General features: G+C 65.3%; 16 protein-coding genes. 10 read left to right on the top strand and 6 right to left on the bottom strand.

What is annotated here, in order from left to right; genetic code table 11:
- Positions 1-14: 14 nt before the first annotated feature.
- From J2Y63_RS22580 to J2Y63_RS22560, 5 genes are read right to left on the bottom strand one after another with little or no spacing between them, the layout of a single operon-like run.
- A complete protein-coding gene (locus tag J2Y63_RS22580) occupies positions 15-1676 on the bottom strand; it encodes a urocanate hydratase (protein ID WP_435267913.1) in 1662 nt (553 codons plus the stop codon).
- Between the two features lie 20 nt (positions 1677-1696).
- Positions 1697-2785, bottom strand: coding sequence for a DUF917 domain-containing protein (locus J2Y63_RS22575; protein WP_435267912.1), 1089 nt, complete (start codon positions 2783-2785; stop codon positions 1697-1699).
- A complete protein-coding gene (locus J2Y63_RS22570) occupies positions 2785-4056 on the bottom strand; it encodes a Zn-dependent hydrolase (RefSeq protein WP_435267911.1) in 1272 nt (423 codons plus the stop codon). Before J2Y63_RS22570 ends, J2Y63_RS22575 begins: the two co-directional genes overlap by 1 nt.
- Complete coding sequence (locus J2Y63_RS22565; protein ID WP_435267910.1) at positions 4056-5432, bottom strand: dihydroorotase; 1377 nt, start codon at positions 5430-5432, stop codon at positions 4056-4058. The genes J2Y63_RS22570 and J2Y63_RS22565 overlap by 1 nt, the downstream gene beginning before the upstream one ends.
- 12 nt (positions 5433-5444) lie before the next feature.
- Positions 5445-6983, bottom strand: a complete 1539-nt coding sequence (locus tag J2Y63_RS22560) for an aromatic amino acid lyase (protein ID WP_435267909.1) — start codon at positions 6981-6983, stop codon at positions 5445-5447.
- A gap of 180 nt (positions 6984-7163) precedes the next feature.
- Between J2Y63_RS22560 and J2Y63_RS22555 the strand changes: the two genes are divergently transcribed.
- A complete protein-coding gene (locus tag J2Y63_RS22555) occupies positions 7164-8321 on the top strand; it encodes a LysR family transcriptional regulator (protein ID WP_435267908.1) in 1158 nt (385 codons plus the stop codon).
- Here the strand turns inward: J2Y63_RS22555 and J2Y63_RS22550 are convergent.
- The gene (locus tag J2Y63_RS22550; RefSeq protein ID WP_435267907.1) at positions 8318-9292 is read right to left on the bottom strand and encodes a GlxA family transcriptional regulator; all 975 of its coding nucleotides are present in this window, start codon (positions 9290-9292) and stop codon (positions 8318-8320) included. The genes J2Y63_RS22555 and J2Y63_RS22550 overlap by 4 nt on opposite strands.
- 114 nt (positions 9293-9406) lie before the next feature.
- Here J2Y63_RS22550 and J2Y63_RS22545 point away from each other — a divergent pair, with 114 nt between their 5' ends.
- From J2Y63_RS22545 to J2Y63_RS22505, 9 genes are all read left to right on the top strand, one after another.
- Positions 9407-10318, top strand: a complete 912-nt coding sequence (locus tag J2Y63_RS22545) for a 3-keto-5-aminohexanoate cleavage protein (protein WP_435267906.1) — start codon at positions 9407-9409, stop codon at positions 10316-10318.
- On the top strand, positions 10315-11808 hold the full coding sequence (locus J2Y63_RS22540) for a carnitine 3-dehydrogenase (RefSeq protein ID WP_435267905.1): 1494 nt from the start codon (positions 10315-10317) through the stop codon (positions 11806-11808). Before J2Y63_RS22545 ends, J2Y63_RS22540 begins: the two co-directional genes overlap by 4 nt.
- Before the next feature lie 181 nt (positions 11809-11989).
- Positions 11990-13150, top strand: a complete 1161-nt coding sequence (locus J2Y63_RS22535; RefSeq protein WP_435267904.1) for an acyl-CoA dehydrogenase family protein — start codon at positions 11990-11992, stop codon at positions 13148-13150.
- 7 nt (positions 13151-13157) lie between these two features.
- Positions 13158-15218 (top strand): acetate--CoA ligase family protein, encoded by a 2061-nt coding sequence (locus tag J2Y63_RS22530; RefSeq protein WP_435267903.1) that lies wholly within the window; start codon positions 13158-13160, stop codon positions 15216-15218.
- Positions 15215-15997: a carnitinyl-CoA dehydratase gene (locus tag J2Y63_RS22525; protein WP_435267902.1), complete on the top strand. Its 783-nt coding sequence runs from the start codon at positions 15215-15217 to the stop codon at positions 15995-15997. The genes J2Y63_RS22530 and J2Y63_RS22525 overlap by 4 nt, the downstream gene beginning before the upstream one ends.
- Before the next feature lie 278 nt (positions 15998-16275).
- Positions 16276-17865, top strand: coding sequence for an ABC transporter substrate-binding protein (locus J2Y63_RS22520; RefSeq protein ID WP_435267901.1), 1590 nt, complete (start codon positions 16276-16278; stop codon positions 17863-17865).
- Positions 17865-18974 carry an ABC transporter permease gene (locus tag J2Y63_RS22515; protein WP_305111306.1) on the top strand — a complete coding sequence of 370 codons (1110 nt, stop codon included), beginning with the start codon at positions 17865-17867 and terminating at the stop codon, positions 18972-18974. Before J2Y63_RS22520 ends, J2Y63_RS22515 begins: the two co-directional genes overlap by 1 nt.
- Entirely contained in the window at positions 18971-19798 is an 828-nt protein-coding gene (locus tag J2Y63_RS22510) for an ABC transporter permease (RefSeq protein WP_435267900.1), read from the top strand. The genes J2Y63_RS22515 and J2Y63_RS22510 overlap by 4 nt, the downstream gene beginning before the upstream one ends.
- On the top strand, positions 19791-21422 hold the full coding sequence (locus J2Y63_RS22505) for an ABC transporter ATP-binding protein (RefSeq protein WP_435267899.1): 1632 nt from the start codon (positions 19791-19793) through the stop codon (positions 21420-21422). Before J2Y63_RS22510 ends, J2Y63_RS22505 begins: the two co-directional genes overlap by 8 nt.
- The last annotated feature ends 69 nt before the right edge of the window (positions 21423-21491 follow it).

The raw sequence follows: 21491 nt of genomic DNA, 5'->3' as shown, positions 1-21491 counted from the left end.
GCACCCTTCCGGGTTTACCCAACCCTGACGTAGCCGATGCCCTTCTTCTCTATCTCGTCGAGCGACTCGTCGTAGCCGGCATCGGCGTAGCGGATCACACCGAGCGAGGTGTCGTTCGTCAAGGCATGGTCCAACCGTTCCGCGCCCGCTTCCGTGCCATCGGCAACCAGCGTCACGCCGCAGCTCGTCATGTAGCCCGCATAACCGCCGCCGCCGGAATGGATGACGACGAGGTCGGCCATCGAGGAGGTGAGCAGCATGGCATCGAGCAGCGGCCAGTCGGCAATGGCATCCGACCCGTCCTTCATGCGCTCCGTCATGATGTTCGGATGCGCCATGGCCCCGGCATCGAGATGGTCGCGCGAAAAGGCGATCGGCCCCTTGAGTTCGCCGGCCGCAACCAGCTTGTTGACCGCCAGCGCCAGCTCCGTGCGCTCGCCATGGCCGAGCCAGGCAATGCGTGCCGGCAACCCCTCGAAGGGCACGTTTTCGCGGGCAAGCCGGATCCAGTTGGTAACGATCCGGTTGTCCGGAAACATCTCCAAGACAAGATCGTCGATGCGCGCGATATCGCTCTCCTCGCCGGACAGCGCCATCCAGCGGAACGGCCCGATGGCGCGCGCAAAGAGCGGCCGGAGATAGGCTTCGGTGAAAATCGGAATGTCGAAGGCGTTGGCCACGCCCCCTTCCCGCGCCTGCGTGCGGATGAGGTTGCCGTTGTCGAAGACTTCCGAGCCTTGCTTCTGGAACTCCAGCATCGCCGAGACATGCTCGACGATCGAAGCCCGGCTCGCCGCCATCAACTGCCCCTGCCCGTCGTCGCGCAACCCCTTCACCTGGTCGATGCTCATGCCCTTCGGCACATAGCCGTAGACGAGGTCATGCGCCGACGTCTGGTCGGTGACGATATCCGGCACGATGCCGCGCCGCGCAATCTCCGGATAGATTTCCGCCGCGTTACCGACGAGGCCAATCGAGGTCGCGCGCTTGTCCTTCACCGCCTCATCGATCATCGCCAGCGCCGTAACGAGATCCGGCGCCACATGTTCGAGATAGCCAACCGCCTTGCGCGCCGCCGCGCGCGCCGGATCGATATCGACGCAGAGGATGGCCGCCCCCGCCATGCGGCCGGCGAGCGGCTGCGCGCCGCCCATGCCGCCCAGACCGGCGGTCAGGATGAAGCGGCCGGCAAGGCTTCCGCCAAACCGCTTTTCCGCGATGCGCATGAAGATTTCATAGGTGCCCTGGATGACGCCCTGGCTGCCGATATATTGCCAGGCGCCCGCCGTCAGCCCGCCCCAGCAGATCAGCCCCTTGCGCTGAAGCTCGTAAAACACCTCCGCCTTCGCCCATTGTCCGACGATGTTGCAATTCGCCATGATGACGAGCGGCGCCTTGGCATGGGTCTTCAGCAAGCCTACCGGCTTGCCGGACTGGATGACCAGCGTCTGGTCCTCGTCCATGTCAGTCAGCGCCTTGACGATCGCCCGATGCGCCGCCCAATTGCGCGCCGCCTTGCCGAGTGCCGCATAGACGATGAGATTGTCCGGGTCCTCTCCAACCGACAGCACGTTTTCAAGCAGCCGCAACAACCCCTCCTGCCGCCAGCCCTTGGCGCGCAGCACATCGCCGCTGGGGATCGGATAGTTCGGATGGCGCGGATTGGGTTTGGGCATGGTCGTCTCCTCAAGTCTCTTCAGGCCAGCGCGTAGCTCACCAGATCGATCCCCATCGCCTTCTCCACCGACGGATACACCGTCGGATCGAGCACGCTGGAGGCGAGCGGGATGATGGTCTTGGGCACATGCAGCACGAAGAGCTTCATGCCGACTTCGAGCTGGCCGACGCTGAGCGGCTCGCCTTCCGGCGAAAGCGTGGTGATGACATCCGGGAAGGTGGCAAGGCGTTTGCCCGCGGCCGACTCCACTGCCATGTACTCGTTCATCACATGCAGCACCGTCGCGTCGTCACCCTTGCCCAGCGTCACCGTGCCGATGTCGAAGGCTTCCTTGGTATAGACCACCGACTTGTCGGTAATCGTGCCTTCGGAGAGGATGGCGCCGCCCGTCGTCCTGACGATCGCGTCGATGATCGCCGAGCCGCCCTTGCCTTCCGCCGCGAGGATCGCCTCGCCGAGGGTCAGCGCCAGCGAAATGCCGCCGAGCGCCGCGTTCTTGCGCACATAGGAGGCGCGCAGCGGGTTGCGGCAGGAGGCGATGAAGCCGCCGGACATGTCGGAGGCGGTGCGCAGGATCGGCGAGACCTTTGCCGTCGCGCCGCGCACGACGAGCTCGATATAGCGGTTCTCGTCGCGGTTACCGCCGACGGCCGTCTGGATCATCTGCTCCGGGGAGCCGGCCATGCCGATCGAGCCCATGTCGCCGGTCGGGTGCGCGCGCATGTCGCCGACGGCGTCCAGCACCTTGGTGCCGAGGATGGCCGAGGGCAGCCAGCCGTTCAGCGTCGAGGACTTGCCGTTCTGCCCGACCATCAGCGCCGCGACCTTCTCGCCAAGCGCCTCCTGCAGAAGCTCGATGGCCTTCACGTAATCGACGCCGCGCATCTCCCAGGGCGTGGTCGAGGCCGGGGCGCCGATGGCGGCCGCCGTCGCCACCCAGTCGTCATCGGAGAGTTCTTCGATGGAAACCAGTTCCGGCTTGCCGATCGACACCGCCGCATAGCCGAGCATGCGGCCATGATCCGCCCAGCCGCCGCCGCCGGCGGCATAGACCGAACCGCCCTTGACTGCCGCCTCGACGTCTTTTTCCTTTAGAATCCGGCCCATCAGACGTCCTCCTGACTCAAGATCTTATCCAGCTGAATCACTGCGTTAAAAAGCACTGCCGCACCGAGCGCGATGTCGTCCGTCTCGGCGAACTCCTCCGGCGCATGGCTGCGCCCGCCAAGGCAAGGCACGAAGATCATCGCCGAGCGCGTCACCCGCGCCATCCAGGCCGTGTCGTGCCCGGCACCGGATGCCATGCGGCGATGGCTGGCGCCCGCGACCTCGCAAGCGGCATCCAGCACGTCGAGCAGCAGCGGATCGCCGGGTGTCGGCGGGTTGTCGGAGATGCGGCGCGGTGCCTCGATGATGGTGCCCGTCTCACGCGCCAACTGCTCGGCCATCATGTCCACCGATGCCGCGAAGAGGTCCATCGCGGCGCGATCCTCCGCCCGCGCATCGATCAGCAGGCGCGCGCGGGAAGGAACGACATTGGCGGCATTCGGCTCGATGGAGAATTCGCCGACAGTCGCCGTGAAATGGCTCGGACCGTCGGAAAGCGATTTCGCCAGCGCCTCGATGCCCGTCACCAGCCGCGCGGCCGCCGCGAGCGCATCGGCACGATTGCCCATCGGCGTCGTGCCGGCATGGTCCGCCCGGCCCTGCACGATGATCTCGATACGCGTGATGCCGGCAATCGCCGTGACCACACCGATATCGCGCTTTTCGGTTTCCAACACCGGGCCTTGCTCTATATGCAGTTCGAGAAAGGCCGCGATATCCTTGCGCGCTTCGGCGGCAATGCGCGCCGGATCGCCGCCGGCATCGCGAATGCCTTGCTCCAGCGTCAACCCATTGCTCTCGCGCGAAAACCAATCCTCCGGCAGCACGCCGGCCATGCCGCGGCTGCCGATGCAGGAGACGCCGAAGATCGAGACCTCCTCGGCGAGGAAATCGACGACCTCCAGGTCGTGGTCGAGCGCGATGCCCTGGTCGGTCAGCGCCCGGGCCACTTCCAGCGCGACTGCCACGCCGGCAATGCCGTCATAACGCCCGCCATCCGGCACCGTGTCGGAATGGGAGCCGAGCATGATCGTGCCGAGGCCGGGCTTTCTGCCCGGTCGCCGAGCGATGAGATTGCCCGCGGCATCCACGCGTGTCTCAAGCCCCGCGGCCTGAAATTTTTCGAGAAGAAAATCCCGCCCCGCCGGGAACAGAGCGGTAAAGGCACGCCGCGTATACGGCCGGCCGGGCTCGGTGAGCCGGGCAAGGCCGTCGATCACATCCTGTATGCGGGCGGGATCGACCGGCAGATTGGTTTTTGGCGCGGCCATCAGGCGCGGCCCGAAACGAGCGTCGGCAGGGGGCGCACGAAGGCGCCGGTGCCGGGCTCGGCCAGCACCTTGGCGCCGTCGAAGGCGAGCTTGCCGCGCAGGTAGGTGGCGGAAATGCGCCACGGCAGGCGAATGCCATTATAGGGCGACCAGCCGACGACGTTGTGGCCGCTGGCGGCAGCGTCATAGGTGTAGGGCTCCGGCGTCAGCACGGTGATGTCGGCATCTTTACCGGCTTCCAGTGCGCCCTTCACATGATCGAGCCGGAAATGGCGGGCCGGGTTCAGCGTCATCAGCTCGGCGGCGCGCGTCAGCGGAATACCGCGCTCCAGCGCACCCTTGACGAAGAGCGGCACCATGACCTCCAGCCCCGGCACCCCGGAGGCATTCGCCAGCATGTCCGGATTGGTCTTGCGGTCCTCCGACCAGCTCACATGGTCGGTGGAAACCAGTGTGACATTGCCCTCGGCGACATGGCGCCACAGCTTTTCCACCTCGGCGCGCGGGCGGATCGGCGGGTTGATCTTCGCCTTGCCGCCGAGACGGGCGACGTCGTTCTCCTCGTCGAGCGTCAGGTAGTGGATGCAGCACTCGATGGTGGCGCGGTGCCCTTGCGCGCGGTAGGCGGCGGCGATCTCGTAGCCGCGGCCGAGCGAGCAATGCACCACATGCGCCGGGCAGCCGGTTTCGGCGCCGGTTTCGTAGATCTGGTGGGAGGCGAGCAGCTCCGTGAGCGGCGGGCGCGACAGGCCGTGGGCGCGGTAGTCGGTGATGCCCAGGGCTTTGACCTTGGCGATCGCCGCGCGCACCGCCTCGTCGTCCTCGTTGTGCACGCCGGCCGTCAACCCGGTGGGTGCGATGGCGCGGAAGCAGTCTTCCAACAGCGCGGCGGGGATGCGCGGAAACCGCTTCGGATCGGTGCCGAAGGTCGAGAACTTGAAGGCAGCGACGCCGGCCTCGACCATCTCGCCGATGCGCGCCGGCCCCTCTTCCGGATCGACTGTGCCATAGAGCGCAAAATCGACGCGGGCCTTGGGCGAGGCATGGTCGACCTTGATTTTCAAGGCCGCGGCCGAGCAGACGAGATTGCCCTCGTCATAGGGCATATCGACGATGGTCGTGACGCCGCCGGCCGCCGCCGAACGCGTCGACCAGAGGAAATCCTCCTGGTTCTTCTGCGACAGCGAATGCACCTGGGCGTCGATGGCGCCGGGCAGGATCAGCGCGCCGGAAAGGTCGTGCCTTTCCTTGGCCGCCGGCATCGCGCCCTGCCCGACATGCACCACCTTGCCATCACGGATGGCGACATGGCCGCCCTCGATGATGCGGTCGGCGAGCACCACGGTGCCTTTCAGAACGAGATCGAAATCGGCCATCTGGTTCTCCCGTCAGAGTTTTAGGGCGAAGAACGTGTCGATGCCCGCCATCGGCGCGGCCTCGACGAAGGCGGCCAGCGCCTCGGGGCTTGCAAGATCGCGGTCGAGCGCCTCGATCTCGGCGGAAAGCGGCCGGTCCTTGCGGTAGAACGGGCTCACCGCCCGCGTGCGCGCATAGGCAACGGCAACGACGCCCTCGACATTATCGCCGGCAAGGTCGATCGCCTGCGCGGACAGCATGGCTTCGAGGGCGGCAAGCTGGCGGAGGTCGCGCACCTGGCTTTCCATGCGCTCGACGATGAGCGGGAGGAAGGTCGCCTCCTCTTCCAGGCCGCCGGCAACCACGATCGACTGCGCCGAGATCGGCACGGCCAGCGACTGTATGCGCATGTAAAGTTCGACGGCGAGTTTCAACAGCGGGCCGAACCCCGTCGCCGCCTCGCCGGGCGCCACGAGATTGACCGGCAGGTTGCGACGAACACCGTTTGCCAGCAGCACGCAGCGGTTCAGCACGTTGCGGGCGAGATGGGCAAAGCCCGTCTGCGCGGCCTCGACATAGAGCGTGGTCGAGAGCGGCAGCGAACCGCCGGAGGCCATGACATGGTTGTCCATCACCACCGGATTGTCGTCCGACTGCGCGGTCGCTTCCACGATGCGCTCGGCGGCCAGCAGCAGCGTATCGAGGCAGGCGCCGAACACCTGGGCGGTCATGCGCAGGCTGAGGGGATCGTGGATGGCGGACGGTTTCGGCCAATGGCCGGAGGAGGCCTGCGCCTCGAACCAGCAGCCGGCCAGCGCCTCGCCATGGGCGGAGAGCCGTGCGGCCACCCGCCACGGATCGGCCGAGGCGCCGAGCGCCAGCGACGAGAGCAGGCCCGTCACCATGAGATTGCGGATGGCCTTGGCCGCCTCGCGCACCACATTGGCGGCAGCAGCATGCGAGATGGCATTGACGCTGAGCGCCGCCAGCGCATCGCGCGGCTGCATGCGATAGGGCGTGAGGCCCGCGCGCTTCAGCGCGTCCGCGGCCGGCAGGCGCTCGCCGCCATACCAGGCCTCGCCGTCGCCGGTTATCACCGATGCGATCTGCCCCATCAGGCCGATATCGGCGCAGCCCATCGAGCCATGCCGGCGCACGACGGGCACGACGTCCTTTTCGAGCAGCGCGAGGAAAGCGTCGATCAGCTCCGGGCTGCAGCCGGAATAACCGCCGAGCGCGGTGTTGACGCGGATCGCCATCGCCTTGCGCACGATCGGCAGGGTGAACGGCTCGCCGGTGCCGAAATGGTGGGCCTTCACCAGGTTGTTGTTGAACTCCACCAGGTCGTCGGCCGTCCAGAGTTTGTCCTTCATCGAGCCGACACCGGTATTGGCGCCGTAGATCGGCAGGCCCGTGGCAAGCCGATCCGTGATGACGAGGCGAGACGCACCGACGCGGCCCATGCCGATCTCGCAGGCGACCGGCCGTCGCGTGGCGGCGCCGATCGCCTCCAGCGTTGCGAAGTCGAGCGGTTGACCGGTGAGATAGAGCGTATCGGCGGAAGCGAGCATGTTTGGAAGCCTGTTTTTCCCTAAGCAATTCCAGGAAAAGTGTGAAGCGGTTTTCCGTCCGGAATTGCGTAGAAACTAGAGATGGATGTTATGCGTATCGTGGCGCAAACAGATATCCCAAAATCCGTACAGTCCATGTTATGAGCCGAACGGAAGACGGCAGCGCGAAGGACCGCCCCCTTGGATCTCTCCACCCTCTGCCTTGTGCACAGTATTCTCGAAGAACGCGGCATCCGCAGGGCAGCCGCCGTGATGGGCCGCCCGGCCTCCAGCGCCAGTGCAGCGCTGCGGCGCGTCGAGGCCAGCCTGTCGGTGCCGCTGGTGCGCCGCGATGGCCAGGCGCTGGTGCCGACACTGGGGGCCGAAACACGCCTGCCGCGCTTTGCAGAGATCGCCGGAGCCGCCGCCGCCCTTGCCGCGCTCGGCGAAGGATCACGAGACGCCATCTCGCTCTCCGCCCTCGCCCGCTTCGCCACCGTTGCCAGAACCGGCAGCATCAACGGCGCCGCCAAAAGCCTCGGCCTCGGCCAGCCGCAACTCACCCGCCAGCTCAGCCATCTGGAAAAGGCCCTCGGCTGCAAATTGCTGGAGCGGTCGGCGACGGGCATCAGCTGCACGCCGGCCGGCCTCGAAGCGCTGGCGCTTGCCGAGCGCATCGGCGCGGCCTGGGAGGCGCTGTCGGCCGCCTCGGCCGAACGCTTCCGCCGCAGCGCCGCCACCTGGCGGCTCGGCACGATCATCCCCTTCGGCCATGAAAGCGAGATCGCCGCCATGCTTGCCCGCCTGACGGTCGAGTGGCGAGCCGCACGGCCGCGCCAGCCGCTCTTCCTCTCCTCCACCACGGCGGATGATCTCATTTCGGGCCTGAAGAACCGCCGCTTCGACCTGATCCTGCTCGACACCGACCATTACCCGGCCGAATTCGAGGGCAGCCTGATCGGCCGCTCGCAACTGGCGCTCGCAGGCCCCCGCTCCCTGGACGAGGCGGAACGGCAGGATTTCGCGGCCCTGCTGCGACGCTATCCCATCGCCGTGCCGAGCCCGCGGAGCGGCCTGCGCCAGATGACGGACCGCTTCCTCGAAGCGACGCTGACACCAGCGGAACGCTCCCGGCTGACGCTGGTCGAGGTCGATTCCATCCCCGTCATCATCAACCTCGTGCTCCGCCACGGCCACCTTTCCGTGCTGCCGGAACATTCCGTCGCCAACATCAATCCGCCGCCGACGCTGCTGCCGCTCTATCCGGCCTACCAGCAATCGCTGAGCCTCGTCTGGCCGCGCGATGCGCTCTCCCGGCAGGCGGCCGAGACGATGCTGCCTTTGCTCGCGAAGAGCTAACCCTTCGCCCCGGCCCGGAGCCGTCGCCGGGTCTCCGTCGGGCTTTCGTGGTAGTGCGCCCGGTAGCTGCGCGAGAAGGCGGAGGAGGAGTTGAAGCCGGTCAGCGCGGCGATGTCGGCGAATTCAGATTTCGTCTCGATCACTTTGCGCCGCGCTGCGTTGAGCCTGAGTGCCAGATAATGCTGGTGCGGCGCCACGCCCATCGATTCCTGGAACAGGTCCTGCAAATGCCGCGCGCTGATACCGACGCGCTTTGCGAGCCGCGTCAGCGTCAGCGGCGCGTCCACCGTCTCCTCCATCAGCCGCACCGCCTGGCTGACCCGCTGGTCGGCGACGCGCATATTACCGAGCGCCGGCACCTGGAGCAGGCCGCCGGTGCGCTCGTGCTCATAGATGAAGAGTCGCGACACTTCGAGCGCCAGCGAATAGCCCTGCCGGCGGCGGATGATCTCTAGCATCAGGTCGAGCGTCGGCAATGAGCCGCCGGTCGTGATGCGCTTGCCGTCGATGACATAGCGCTCGCGCACCACGCCGATCTGCGGAAAGGCGGAGGCGAATTCCTCCATGTCCTCCCAGTGGATCGTCACAGAATGGCCGTCGAGCAGGCTCGCCTGCGCAAGCAGCCAGCTGCCCGATTCGATGCCGGCCATCATGCTGCGATAACGCGCCGTCTGCGAAAGCTGGCGCCGCAACAGAGGCGTCGCACTCATCTGCCATTGATAGGAGGAAAGCACGAAAAGCGGCTGGGTCTCCTTCTCCGGCCGGAACAGGCCATCGACCGGCACGGGAATGCGGCTGCGCGTCTCGATCGGCTGGCCATCCGGCGAGAAGATGCGCCAGCAGTAAAGGTCCTGTCCGGAGATGCGGTTTGCCGCGCGCAAGGGCTCGATGACCGAGGCGACGAGGATGAGGTTCGTCTCGGGCAGGACGAGGATATCGATGTCGAGTGTCTCGGAGGATGGATCCAGCATGGCGAAAGCATGCGTGTTCACCTCTCGAATTGTCAAGGATAGATCCGAAAAGTGAAAGCACTGCGCCTCCTCTTGGCTCGTAATGTCCCCCATAAGAATTCTGGGAGAGACCACATGCCCTTAGCCATGAACCGTGATGTCTTCATCACCTGCGCCGTCACCGGCTCCGGCGACACCGCCGGCAAATCGCCCCACGTGCCGCGCTCGCCCAAGCAGATCGCCGAATCGGCGATCGACGCCGCCAAGGCCGGCGCCGCTGTCGTGCACTGCCACGTCCGCGATCCGGAAACCGGCGCGCCGAGCCGCCGCAACGATCTCTACCGCGAAGTGACAGAACGCATCCGCGACGCCGAGGTGGACGTGGTGCTGAACCTCACCGCCGGCATGGGCGGCGACATGATTTTCGGCAACACCGAACAGCCGCTGCCGCTGAACCCGAACGGCACCGACATGGTCGGCGCCACCGAGCGCGTTTCCCACGTCGCCGAATGCTTGCCGGAAATCTGTACGCTCGATTGCGGCACGATGAACTTTTCGCTCGGCGACTACGTGATGACCAACACGCCGTCCATGCTGCGTGCCATGGGCAAGATGATGACGGACCTCGGCGTCCGCCCGGAAATCGAGGCCTTCGACACCGGCCATCTCTGGTTCGCCAAGCAGCTCGTTGAGGAGGGTGTCATCGAGGACCCGGTCCTCATCCAGCTCTGCATGGGCATTCCGTGGGGCGCGCCGGACGACCTCAACACCTTCATGGCGATGGTCAACAACGTGCCCTCCTCCTGGACCTTCTCCGCCTTCTCGATCGGCCGCAACGCCATGGCCTATCCGGCTGCGGCCGTGCTTGCCGGCGGCAATGTCCGCGTCGGGCTTGAAGACAACCTCTATGTCGGCAAGGGCCAGCTAGCCACCAATGCGCAGCTCGTCGAAAAGGCCGTCAACGTCGTCGAAAGCATGGGCGCACGTATCATCGGCCCGGCCGAAGTGCGCGAAAAGCTGAAACTCCAGAAGCGGGCACCGAAATGAGCACGATCAACAAGGCGGCCTGCGTCGGCGGCGGTGTCATCGGCGGGGCCTGGGTCGCGCGTTTCGCGCTCGCCGGCATCGACGTTAATATCTTCGATCCGCATCCGGAAGCCGAGCGTATCATCGGCGAAGTGATGGCCAATGCCGAGCGCGCCTATGGCATGCTCACCATGGCGCCGCTGCCGCCGAAGGGCAAAATCACCTTCTGCAAAAGCTTGGAAGAAGCCGTTCAAGACGCTGACTGGATTCAGGAAAGCGTGCCCGAGCGGCTGGAAATGAAGCGCGGCGTCCTCACCCAGATCGACGCGGCCGCAAAGCCCGATGCCCTGATCGGCTCCTCCACCTCCGGCCTCATGCCGACCGATCTCCAGCGCGACATGAAACACCCCGAACGCCTGTTCGTGGCGCATCCCTACAACCCCGTCTACCTGCTGCCGCTGGCCGAGCTCGTCGGTGGCGAAAAGACGAGCAAGGCAACGCTCGAAGACGCCAAGGCCAAGCTCGCCCCCATCGGCATGAAGGGCGTGATCATCAAGAAAGAGATCGAGGCCTTCGTCGGCGATCGCCTGCTCGAAGCCGTCTGGCGCGAGGGCCTCTGGCTCATCAAGGACGACATCTGCGACACCGAGACGCTCGACGACGTGATCCGCTATTCCTTCGGCATCCGCTGGGCGCAGATGGGCATGTTCGAGACCTACCGCATCGCCGGCGGTGAAGCCGGCATGCGCCACTTCCTCGCCCAGTTCGGCCCCTGCCTCTCCTGGCCCTGGACGAAGCTCACCGACGTCGTCGATCTCAACGACGAGCTGGTGGAAAAGATCGCCCAGCAGTCGGACGACCAGTCCGGTGCGCGCGGCATCCGCGATCTGGAGCGTATCCGCGACCAGAACCTCGTCGGCATCATGCATGCGCTGAAGGCCGGCGATGACGGCAAAGGCTGGGGTGCCGGCAAGCTGCTCGCCGAGTTCGAGGAACATCTCTGGTCGAAGGCTGGCAAGGCGAAAGTCGAGGTCTCGGCCGCCGAGCCGCTGCGCCTCGTCGACACCAAGGTCAACGCCGCCTGGGTCGATTACAACGGCCACATGACCGAGCACCGCTATCTCCAGCTCTTCGGCGATACGATGGATGCGCTGCTCCGGCTGATCGGCGTCGACTTCGCCTATGTCGAGGCCGGCCACAGCTACTACACGGTGGAAACCCACATCCGCCATCTCGGCGAAGGCAAGCTCGGCCAGGCGCTCTACACGACGCTCCAGCTTCTCTCCTCCGACAACAAGCGGCTGCACTTCTTCACCCGCATCCACGACGCGGCGACCGGCGATGTCATCGCGACGGCCGAGCAGATGGCGCTGCACGTCGACAGCAAGGCCGGCAAGAGCGTCGATGCGCCTGCGGACGTGCTGGCGAAGGTTGCGGAGATTGCGGAAGCCCATGCCAAGCTGCCGACGCCGGATGGTGTCGGGCGGCATGTCGGGCAGAAGCATAAGTGACGGCGTAAGCCGCCACCCCCCTCTGCCCTGCCGGGCATCTCCCCCACAAGGGGGGAGATCGGCTTGAGGCAAAGCGGTGCCACAATCAATCTCCCCCCTTGAGGGGGAGATGCCCGGCAGGGCAGAGGGGGGTAGACGCAACGCGCGCCTCCCGTGACAAGAATACGGGGAGGACTTTTCCATGAATTTCGCATTGACCGACGAACAGCAGATGATCGTGGACACGGTCCGCTCCTTCGTCGAAACGGAAATCTATCCGCATGAAAACGAGGTCGAGCGCACCGGCCATGTGCCGCCGGAACTCGGCAAGGAAATCGCCCGCAAGTGCAAGGAAATCGGCTTCTTCGGCTGCAACATGCCGGAAGAGGTCGGCGGTGCCGGCCTCGATCATGCCTCCTTCACCCTCGTCGAGCGTGAACTCGGCCGCGGCTCGATGGCGCTCACCGTCTTCTTCGGCCGCCCCTCCGGCATCCTGATGGCCTGCAACGATGAGCAGCGCGAACGCTATCTGCTGCCCGCCGTCAGCGGCGAGAAGTTCGACGCGCTCGCCATGACCGAGCCGGATGCCGGCTCCGACGTGCGCGGCATGAAGTGTTTCGCCCGAAAGGACGGCGACGACTGGATCGTCAACGGCACCAAGCACTTCATCAGCCACGCCAACATCGCCGATTTCGTCATCGTCTTCATCGCCACCGGCGAGGAAGACACGCCGCGCGGCAAGAAGAAGCTCATCACCTGCTTCCTCGTCGACCGCGGCACGCCCGGCTTCGAAATCCGCGACGGCTACGAGTCGGTCTCGCACCGCGGCTACAAGAACTGCATCCTGAACTTCGACGATTGCCGCCTGCCCTCCGCCCAGATCCTCGGCGAGGTGCACAAGGGTTTCGACATCGCCAACGACTGGCTCTATGCGACCCGCCTTACCGTCGCCGCAACCTCGGTCGGCCGGGCGCGGCGCGCCTTCGACTACGCGCTCAACTATGCCGCTGAGCGTAAGCAGTTCGGCAAGCCGATCGGCGCCAACCAGGGCGTCTCCTTCAAGCTCGCCGACATGATCACCGAGATCGACGCCGCCGACCTCCTGACGCTGTCGGCCGCCTGGCGCCTCGACCAGGGCCTGCCGTCGAACCGCGAGATCGCATCCGCAAAGGTCTACGCGACCGAAATGCTTGCCCGCGTCACCGACGAGGCGATCCAGATCTATGGCGGTATGGGCCTGATGGACGACCTGCCGCTCGCCCGCTTCTGGCGCGATGCCCGCGTCGAGCGCATCTGGGACGGCACGTCGGAAATCCAGCGGCACATCATCAGCCGTGATCTGCTCAGGCCGCTCGGAGCGTAATGTCGACATGACACGATCCCTCGACCGTCTGATCCGGCCCCGCTCCATCGCCGTCTTCGGCGGCAAGGAAGCGCGCCGCGTCATCTTCCAGTGCGACAAGATGGGCTTTTCCGGCGAGATCTGGCCGGTGCATCCGCGCGAGCAGGAAATCCTCGGGCGCAAATGCTACCGCTCCGTCGCCGACCTGCCGGGCGCGCCCGACGCCTCCTTCGTCGGCGTCAACCGGGAGCTGACCATCAGCATCATCCGTGACCTGTCGGCCCGTGGTGCCGGCGGCGCGGTCTGCTACGCCTCGGGTTTCCGCGAGGCCGTCAGCGAGCTTGCCGATGGCGACGATCTGCAGAAGGCGCTGGTGGAAGCGGCCGGCGACATGCCGATCCTCGGGCCGAACTGCTACGGCTTCATCAACATGCTGGACGGCGCCCTGCTCTGGCCCGACCAGCACGGCATGCTGCGCATCGACAAGGGCGTCGCCGTCCTCACGCAATCCTCCAACATCGCCTGCAACATTTCCATGCAGCAGCGCGGCCTGCCGCTCGCCTATATCCTGACCGCCGGCAACCAGGCCCAGACCGGCCTCGCCGACCTCGCCTGCGCCGTGCTGGAAGACCCGCGTGTGACAGCCGTCGGCCTGCATATCGAAGGGTTCGATAGCCTCGAATCGCTGGAGCGTCTTGCCCTGCGGTCCCGCGAACTGAAGAAGCCGGTCGTCACCCTGAAGGTCGGCAAGTCCGAGCAGGCACAGCTCGCCACTGTCTCGCACACCGCCTCGCTCGCCGGAAACGATGCGGTCTCCTCCGCGCTGCTGTCGCGCCTCGGCATCGGCCGCGTCGAGACGCTACCCGAACTGCTCGAAACGCTGAAGCTGCTGCATGTCGCCGGCCCGCTTACAAATTACGACATCTCGTCGATGAGCTGCTCCGGCGGCGAAGCCTCGCTGATGGCGGATGCCGGGGTGAAGCGGAAGGTCAATTACCGCGAGCTCAAACAGGAGCAGCGCCAGCCGCTGCGCGAAACGCTGGGCCAGATGGTGACCATCTCCAACCCGCTCGACTACCACACCTTCGTCTGGGGCAACCGCGAGAAGCAGACCGCCGCCTTCACGACCATGATGCAGGGCGGCTATGCGCTGAACCTCGTCGTGCTCGATTTCCCCCGCCTCGACCGCTGCGACGCCGCCGACTGGATCACCACCTGCCACGCCGTCATCGACGCCTCCAAGGCGACCGGGGCAAATGCCGGCATCGTCGCCAGCATGGGCGAAAACATGCCGGAAGCGACGGCCGAAATGCTGATGCAGAACGGCGTCGTGCCCTTCTACGGTATCGAGGAGGCGCTCGCCGCCGCTGAAGCCGCCGCCGGCATCGGCGAAATCTGGGCAAAACCCCTGCCCGTGCCGCTGCTGAAAACCGCGGCTAGCGAAGGCGAAGCCGTCACCCTCACCGAACACGAGGCCAAGCAGGCGCTCGCCGCGCACGGCCTGCCCGTGCCGAAGGGCCTTACCGCCGAGACCGCGGAAGCGGCGGCCGATACCGCGCAAGATCTCGGCTTTCCGGTGGTGCTCAAGGGCCTTGGCGTCGCGCACAAGACCGAGGCGGGCGCGGTCAAGCTCAACCTCGCCAGCCGCGAGGCCGTGCTCGATGCGGCCAAGGCCATGGCGGGCGTCGCATCCGGCTTCCTCGTCGAAAAGATGGTGGGCAAACCCGTTGCCGAGCTCATCGTCGGCGCGATGCGCGATCCCGTCGCCGGTCCGGTCCTGACCATCGGCGCTGGCGGCGTCCTCGTCGAACTGCTCGAAGATTCCGCTGTCCTGACGCTACCGACGGATGAAAAAACCATCCGCGAGGCCATCGCCGGATTGAAGATTTCGAAGCTTCTCGACGGTTATCGCGGCGCTGCGAAGGGCGATATCGACGCTCTTGTCGCCGCCGTCGCATCAGCGGCATCCTATGTCGTTTCAAACGCTTCAATAATCGAAGAACTGGACGTTAATCCCGTAATGGTGCTGCCAGCTGGCGACGGTGTCGTCGCGGCCGACGCGCTGATCCGTCTAAGGAAAAACCCATGACCGGACCGATCCTGCAACGCCGCGAAGGCGGCATCCTGGAAATCACGATCGATCGCCCGAAGGCCAATGCCATCGACCTCGTGACGAGCCGCCTCATGGGCAAGATCTTTGCCGATTTCCGCGACGACGACAGCCTGCGCGTCGCCATCATCACAGGTGCGGGGGAAAAATTCTTCTGTCCAGGATGGGACCTGAAAGCGGCGGCCGCGGGCGATGCGGTCGACGGCGATTACGGTGTCGGCGGCTTCGGCGGCATGCAGGAACTGCGTGATCTCAACAAGCCGATCATCGCGGCCATCAACGGCATCTGCTGCGGCGGCGGGCTCGAAATCGCGCTCTCCACCGACCTTATCCTCGCCGCCGAACACGCGACCTTCGCGCTGCCGGAAATCCGCTCCGGAACGGTGGCGGATGCCGCCTCTATCAAGCTGCCGAAGCGCATACCCTACCACATCGCCATGGACATGCTTTTGACCGGCCGCTGGCTGGACGTTCAGGAGGCGCATCGCTGGGGTTTCGTCAACGAGATCCTGCCCGCCGACAAGCTGCTCGACCGGGCCTGGGAACTTGCCCGCCTGCTCGAAAGCGGCCCGCCGCTCGTCTATGCCGCCATCAAGGAAGTGGTGCGCGCCGCCGAGGGCGACACCTTCCAGGCGACCATGAACAAGATCACCCGCCGCCAGTTCAAGACGGTGGATATTCTCTATTCCAGCGAGGATCAGCTCGAAGGCGCACGCGCCTTCGCCGAAAAACGCGATCCCGTCTGGAAGGGACGATAGCGACCGCGCCCCTGCATCGGGCGCGGGTCTGCATCCTTCCATAAGCCAGGCTTTTGGAAGACCAAGATAAATTAGGGCGTTACAGACGCCCTGCATTTGAATAGCTTTATGGAACAGGGCCGCTGCTCGGCAGGAAGAGGAGGCTTTCGGAAGACGAGGACATGCACCGCCACCGTCACAAATCTCGGACGGGAGGTTGCCATGGAGGCCAAAAACAGAAATTCTGCCAATCACAATAACAATTGCCCACTTCAGGGCCAGCAAAAGGGAACAGGGGAATGACTGATTACACCAAATACCTCACCAGCCAGGTCACGCTCGGCCAGATGAACCGCCGCGAATTCATGGGCCGTGCCGCTGCATTGGGCATCACCCTCGCCGTCGCCGGCACCATGTTCGACACCGCCGCCAAGGCGCAGGAGCCGAAGCGCGGCGGAGCCCTCAAGCTCGGCCTCGAAGGCGCTGCCGCGACCGACTCGAAGGACCCCGCAAAGGCGCTTTCGCAGTTCATGTTCGTCGTCGGCCGCAACTGGGGCGACATGCTCGTGGAATCCGAGCCGCTGACCGGCAAGCCGGTTCCAGCACTTGCCGAATCCTGGGAGCCGTCCGCCGACGCCTCGACCTGGACCTTCGCCATCCGCAAGGGCGTGAAATTCCACGACGGCAAGGAACTGACGGTCGATGACGTCATCAAGACGCTGCAGCGCCACACCGACGAGAAGTCGGAATCCGGCGCGCTCGGCGTCATGAAGTCGATCAAGGAAATCAAGGCCGACGGCGACAAGCTCGTGCTCGTGCTGACGGAAGGCAATGCCGACCTGCCGCTGCTTCTGACCGACTACCACCTCGTCATCCAGCCGAACGGCGGCCTCGACGATCCGAACGCCATGATCGGCACCGGCCCCTACAAGGTCACGAGCTTCGAGGCCGGCGTGCGCGCCACCTTCGAGCGCAATGCGGATGACTGGCGCCAGGACCGCGGCTTCGTCGACTCGATCGAAATGATCGCGATGAACGACGCGACGGCCCGTATCGCGGCCCTGTCCTCCGGCCAAGTGCACTATATCAACCGCGTCGACCCGAAGACCGTCGACCTCCTGAAGCGCGCGCCGACCGTGGACATCCTCTCCACCTCCGGCCGCGGCCACTACGTGTTCATCATGCATTGCAACACGGCGCCGTTCGACAACAACGACCTGCGTCTGGCGCTGAAATATGCGATGGACCGCGAGACGATGCTGGAAAAGGTGCTCGGCGGCTACGGCAAGATCGGCAACGACTTCCCGATCAACGAGACCTATGCCCTCTTCCCGGAAGGCATCGAGCAGCGCGCCTATGACCCGGACAAGGCGGCCTTCCACTACAAGAAGTCGGGCCACAGCGGCTCGGTCCTGCTGCGCACGTCGGACGTCGCCTTCCCGGGTGCCGTCGACGCCGCCGTTCTCTACCAGGAGAGCGCCAAGAAGGCCGGCATCGAGATCGAAGTGAAGCGCGAGCCCGGCGACGGCTACTGGTCGAACGTCTGGAACGTGCAGCCCTTCTCGACCTCCTACTGGGGCGGCCGCCCGACCCAGGACCAGATGTACTCGACCGCCTATCTCTCGAAGGCCGACTGGAACGACACGCGCTTCCTGCGCGAAGACTTCGACAAGATGGTTCTCGAAGCCCGCTCGGAACTCGACGAGGCCAAGCGCAAGGAAATGTACCGCACCATGGCCATGATGGTGCGTGACGAAGGCGGCCTGATCCTGCCGATGTTCAACGACTTCGTGAACGCCTGCGGCAAGAACGTGAAGGGCTACGTGCACGATATCGGCAACGACATGTCGAACGGCTATGTCGCAACCCGCGTGTGGCTCGACGCCTGATGACCGGCCGCGGACCGGCGCACGGTCCGGAGCTGACAGCAACGACGACTGCGGGCGAAGCCCCGCAGTCTGTCGGCGTTGCCGGGTCGGTTGCGTCCACTGGAGCCCCCTTCAACGAAGGTTCGCCCTCGTTCTGGGCGAAACTCAGCAAGAGCAGCCCCCTCGCTGCGCTCATCCTGCAACGCCTCGCGCTCAGCGTGGCCTTGCTCTTCGCCGTGTCCCTGATGATCTTCGGGGGCGTGGAAGCCCTGCCCGGCGACTTCGCCACAACCTATCTCGGCCAGTCCGCAACGCCGCAGGCCATCGAGAACATCCGCAAGGATCTCGGCCTCGACCAGCCGGCCACCACCCGCTACTTCAAATGGCTCGGCGGCGCCGTCCAGGGTGATTTCGGCAATTCCTGGGCGTCGAAAAACTCGGTCAGCGAGCAGATCGGCAAGCGCCTCGGCAATTCGCTGTTCCTCGCCTTCTTCGCGGCCATCATCTCCGTGCCGCTCGCCGTCGGCCTCGGCATGCTCGCGGTGCAATATCGAAACCGCCTGCCCGACAAGATCATCAACGTCATCTCGCTTGCGGCGATCTCGCTTCCAGAGTTCTTCGTCGGCTACCTGCTGATCCTGTTCTTCGCCGTGCAGATGGGCGTCGCGACCTTCCCCGCGACGGTCTATGAATCGATGACCATCGGCCAGCGCCTCTCCGCCATCGCACTGCCGACGGCAACATTGGTGCTCGTCGTGCTCGCCCACATGATGCGCATGACGCGGGCCGCGATCCTCAATGTCATGTCGTCGGCTTATGTGGAGACCGCCGAACTCAAGGGTCTCGGCAGCCTTCGCGTCATCGCGAAACATGCCGCACCCAACGCGCTGGCGCCGGTCATCAACGTCATTGCGCTCAACCTCGCCTATCTCGTGGTCGGCGTCGTCGTCGTGGAGGTGGTCTTCGTCTATCCCGGCATGGGCCAGTACATGGTCGACGCCGTGACGGTGCGCGACATGCCGGTGGTGCAGGCCTGCGGCCTGATCTTCGCCGCCTTCTACATCTTCCTCAACATGTTCGCCGATATCCTTGCGATTATCGCGAACCCCAGATTGAGGCATCCGCGATGAGACTTTCCTCCATTCCCGTCAGCGCCTGGGTCGGCATTCTGGGCATCGCGCTCTCGATCTTCTGTGCCGTCTTTGCCCCCCTCATCGCCCCCTATGGCGAAAGCCAGATCGTCGGCTCCGTCTGGGAGCCGATGGGTGGCGCCTATCTTCTCGGCACCGACAATCTCGGCCGCGACCTCTTCTCGCGGCTGATCTTCGGCGCCCGCACCACGATCTTCGTGGCGCTGGCGGCAACCGTGCTTTCCTTCTCGCTGGGCATGCTGCTCTCCTTCATCGCGGCGGTGACGGGCGGGTTGATCGACCAGATCTTCTCGCGCTTCAACGACCTGATGATGGCGATCCCGACGCTGATCTTTGCGCTCGTCGTGCTCGCCGTGCTGCCGCAGCAGCTCTGGATCCTCATCCTCGTGATGGCGGTCCTCGACAGTACCCGCGTCTACCGCATCGGACGCGCCGTGGCACTCGACGTGGCCGTCATGGAGTTCGTGGAAGCGGCGCGTCTGCGCGGCGAAGGCACGGGCTGGATCATCTTCCGGGAAATCCTGCCCAACACGCTCTCGCCTCTCTTGGCCGAATTCGGCCTGCGCTTCGCCTTCTCCATCCTGTTCCTCTCCACGCTCTCCTTCCTCGGCCTCGGCATCCAGCCGCCGGCAGCGGACTGGGGCGGCATGGTGAAGGACAACAAGGACGGCATCATCTTCGGCATTTCGGCCGCCCTCATTCCGGGCGGTGCGATTGCGGGGCTGGCCATCTGCGTCAACCTCGTCGTCGACTGGCTGATGAAACGCACCTCGAGCCTCAAGGGAGGGCGCGGCGATGCCTGATCTGCTGTCTGTCAAGAACCTCAAGATCGAGGCGACAAGCTACCCGCCGGGCGAGCCGCCGCGCACCGTCACCCTCGTCGAGGGCGTGTCCTTCGACGTCGAAAAGGGCAAGGTGCTCGGCCTCATCGGCGAATCCGGCGCCGGCAAGTCGACGATCGGCCTCACCGCACTCGCCTATGGGCGCGGCGGGGTGAGGATCACTGGCGGCGAGGTCCTGCTCAACGGGCAGGACCTGCTGAAGCTCGGCCCCAACGGCATCCGCAAGGTGCGCGGCGCAAAGGTCTGCTACGTCGCGCAGTCGGCGGCCGCCGCCTTCAACCCCGCCCACCGGCTCGGCGAACAGGTGATCGAGGCCTCGCTGAAACACGGCATCATGAGCCGTGCGGACGCGGAAAAGCGCGCGCTCTACCTGTTCAAGGTGCTCGGCCTGCCGAACCCCGAAACCTTCGGGCAGCGCTACCCGCACCAGGTCTCCGGCGGCCAGCTTCAGCGCGCCATGACCGCCATGGCGCTCTGCCCCAACCCGGAACTCATCGTCTTCGACGAGCCGACCACCGCGCTCGACGTGACGACGCAGATCGACGTGCTTGCCGCGATCAAGCACGCGATCGAGGAAACCAATACGGCCGCGCTCTACATCACCCACGACCTCGCCGTCGTGGCGCAGATCACGGACGACATCCTCGTGCTCCGGCACGGCAAGATGGTGGAATACGGCTCGGTGAAGCAGATCATCGAGGCGCCGACGCAGGACTATACCCGCGCGCTGGTCAACGTGCGCGGCACCAAGCGCGAGGAGGCGCCCGACCAGTCGGATACGCTTCTGAAGGTGGAGAACATCACCGCCGGTTATTCCAACGGTTTCAAGGTGTTGCAGAACGTTTCCCTGCACCTGCCGAAGGGCCAGACGCTGGCGGTGGTGGGTGAATCGGGCTCGGGGAAATCCACCCTCGCCCGCGTCATCACCGGCCTGCTGCCGCCGCAGGAGGGCACGATCAGCTTCGACGGCAAGCCCTTGCCGAAGGCGCTGAAGGGCCGGTCGAACGACGAGCTGCGCCGCGTCCAGATGATCTACCAGATGGCCGACACCGCGATGAACCCGCGCCAGACGGTGCGCGACATCGTCGGCCGCCCGCTCACCTTCTACTATGGCATGCGCGGTGCCAAGAAGACCGAACGGGTAAAGGAACTGCTGGAGCAGATCGAAATGGGCGGCCGCTTCGCCGACCGTTATCCGGCAGAACTGTCCGGCGGCCAGAAACAGCGCGTGGCGATCGCAAGGGCACTTGCGGCCCAGCCGGAACTCATCCTCTGCGACGAGCCCACCTCCGCCCTCGACCCGCTGGTGGCCGAAGGCATCCTGAAGCTTCTCCTGAAACTGCAGGACGAGACCCACGTCTCCTACATGTTCATCACCCACGACATCGCCATCGTGCGCGCCATCGCCGACTCGGTGGCCGTGATGCACCGCGGAAAACTCGTCCGCTTCGGCCCGAAGTCAAAGGTGCTGTCACCGCCCTTCGACGATTATACGGACCTGCTGCTGAAGTCGGTCCCCGAGATGGAAATCGGCTGGCTGGAGAAGGTGCTGACGACAAGGCGCATGGAAAGCGCCGGCAACTGAACAAAGCGGGCGGCCTCGGCCGCCCGTTTCTTTGTGGTACGGCAGTATAGCCCCTCATCCGGCCTGCCG

Origin of the sequence: Shinella sp. BE166, assembly GCF_051201095.1 — a bacterium.
Lineage (GTDB): Bacteria > Pseudomonadota > Alphaproteobacteria > Rhizobiales > Rhizobiaceae > Shinella > Shinella lacus.
This window is presented reverse-complemented; position numbering and strand designations above follow the sequence as displayed.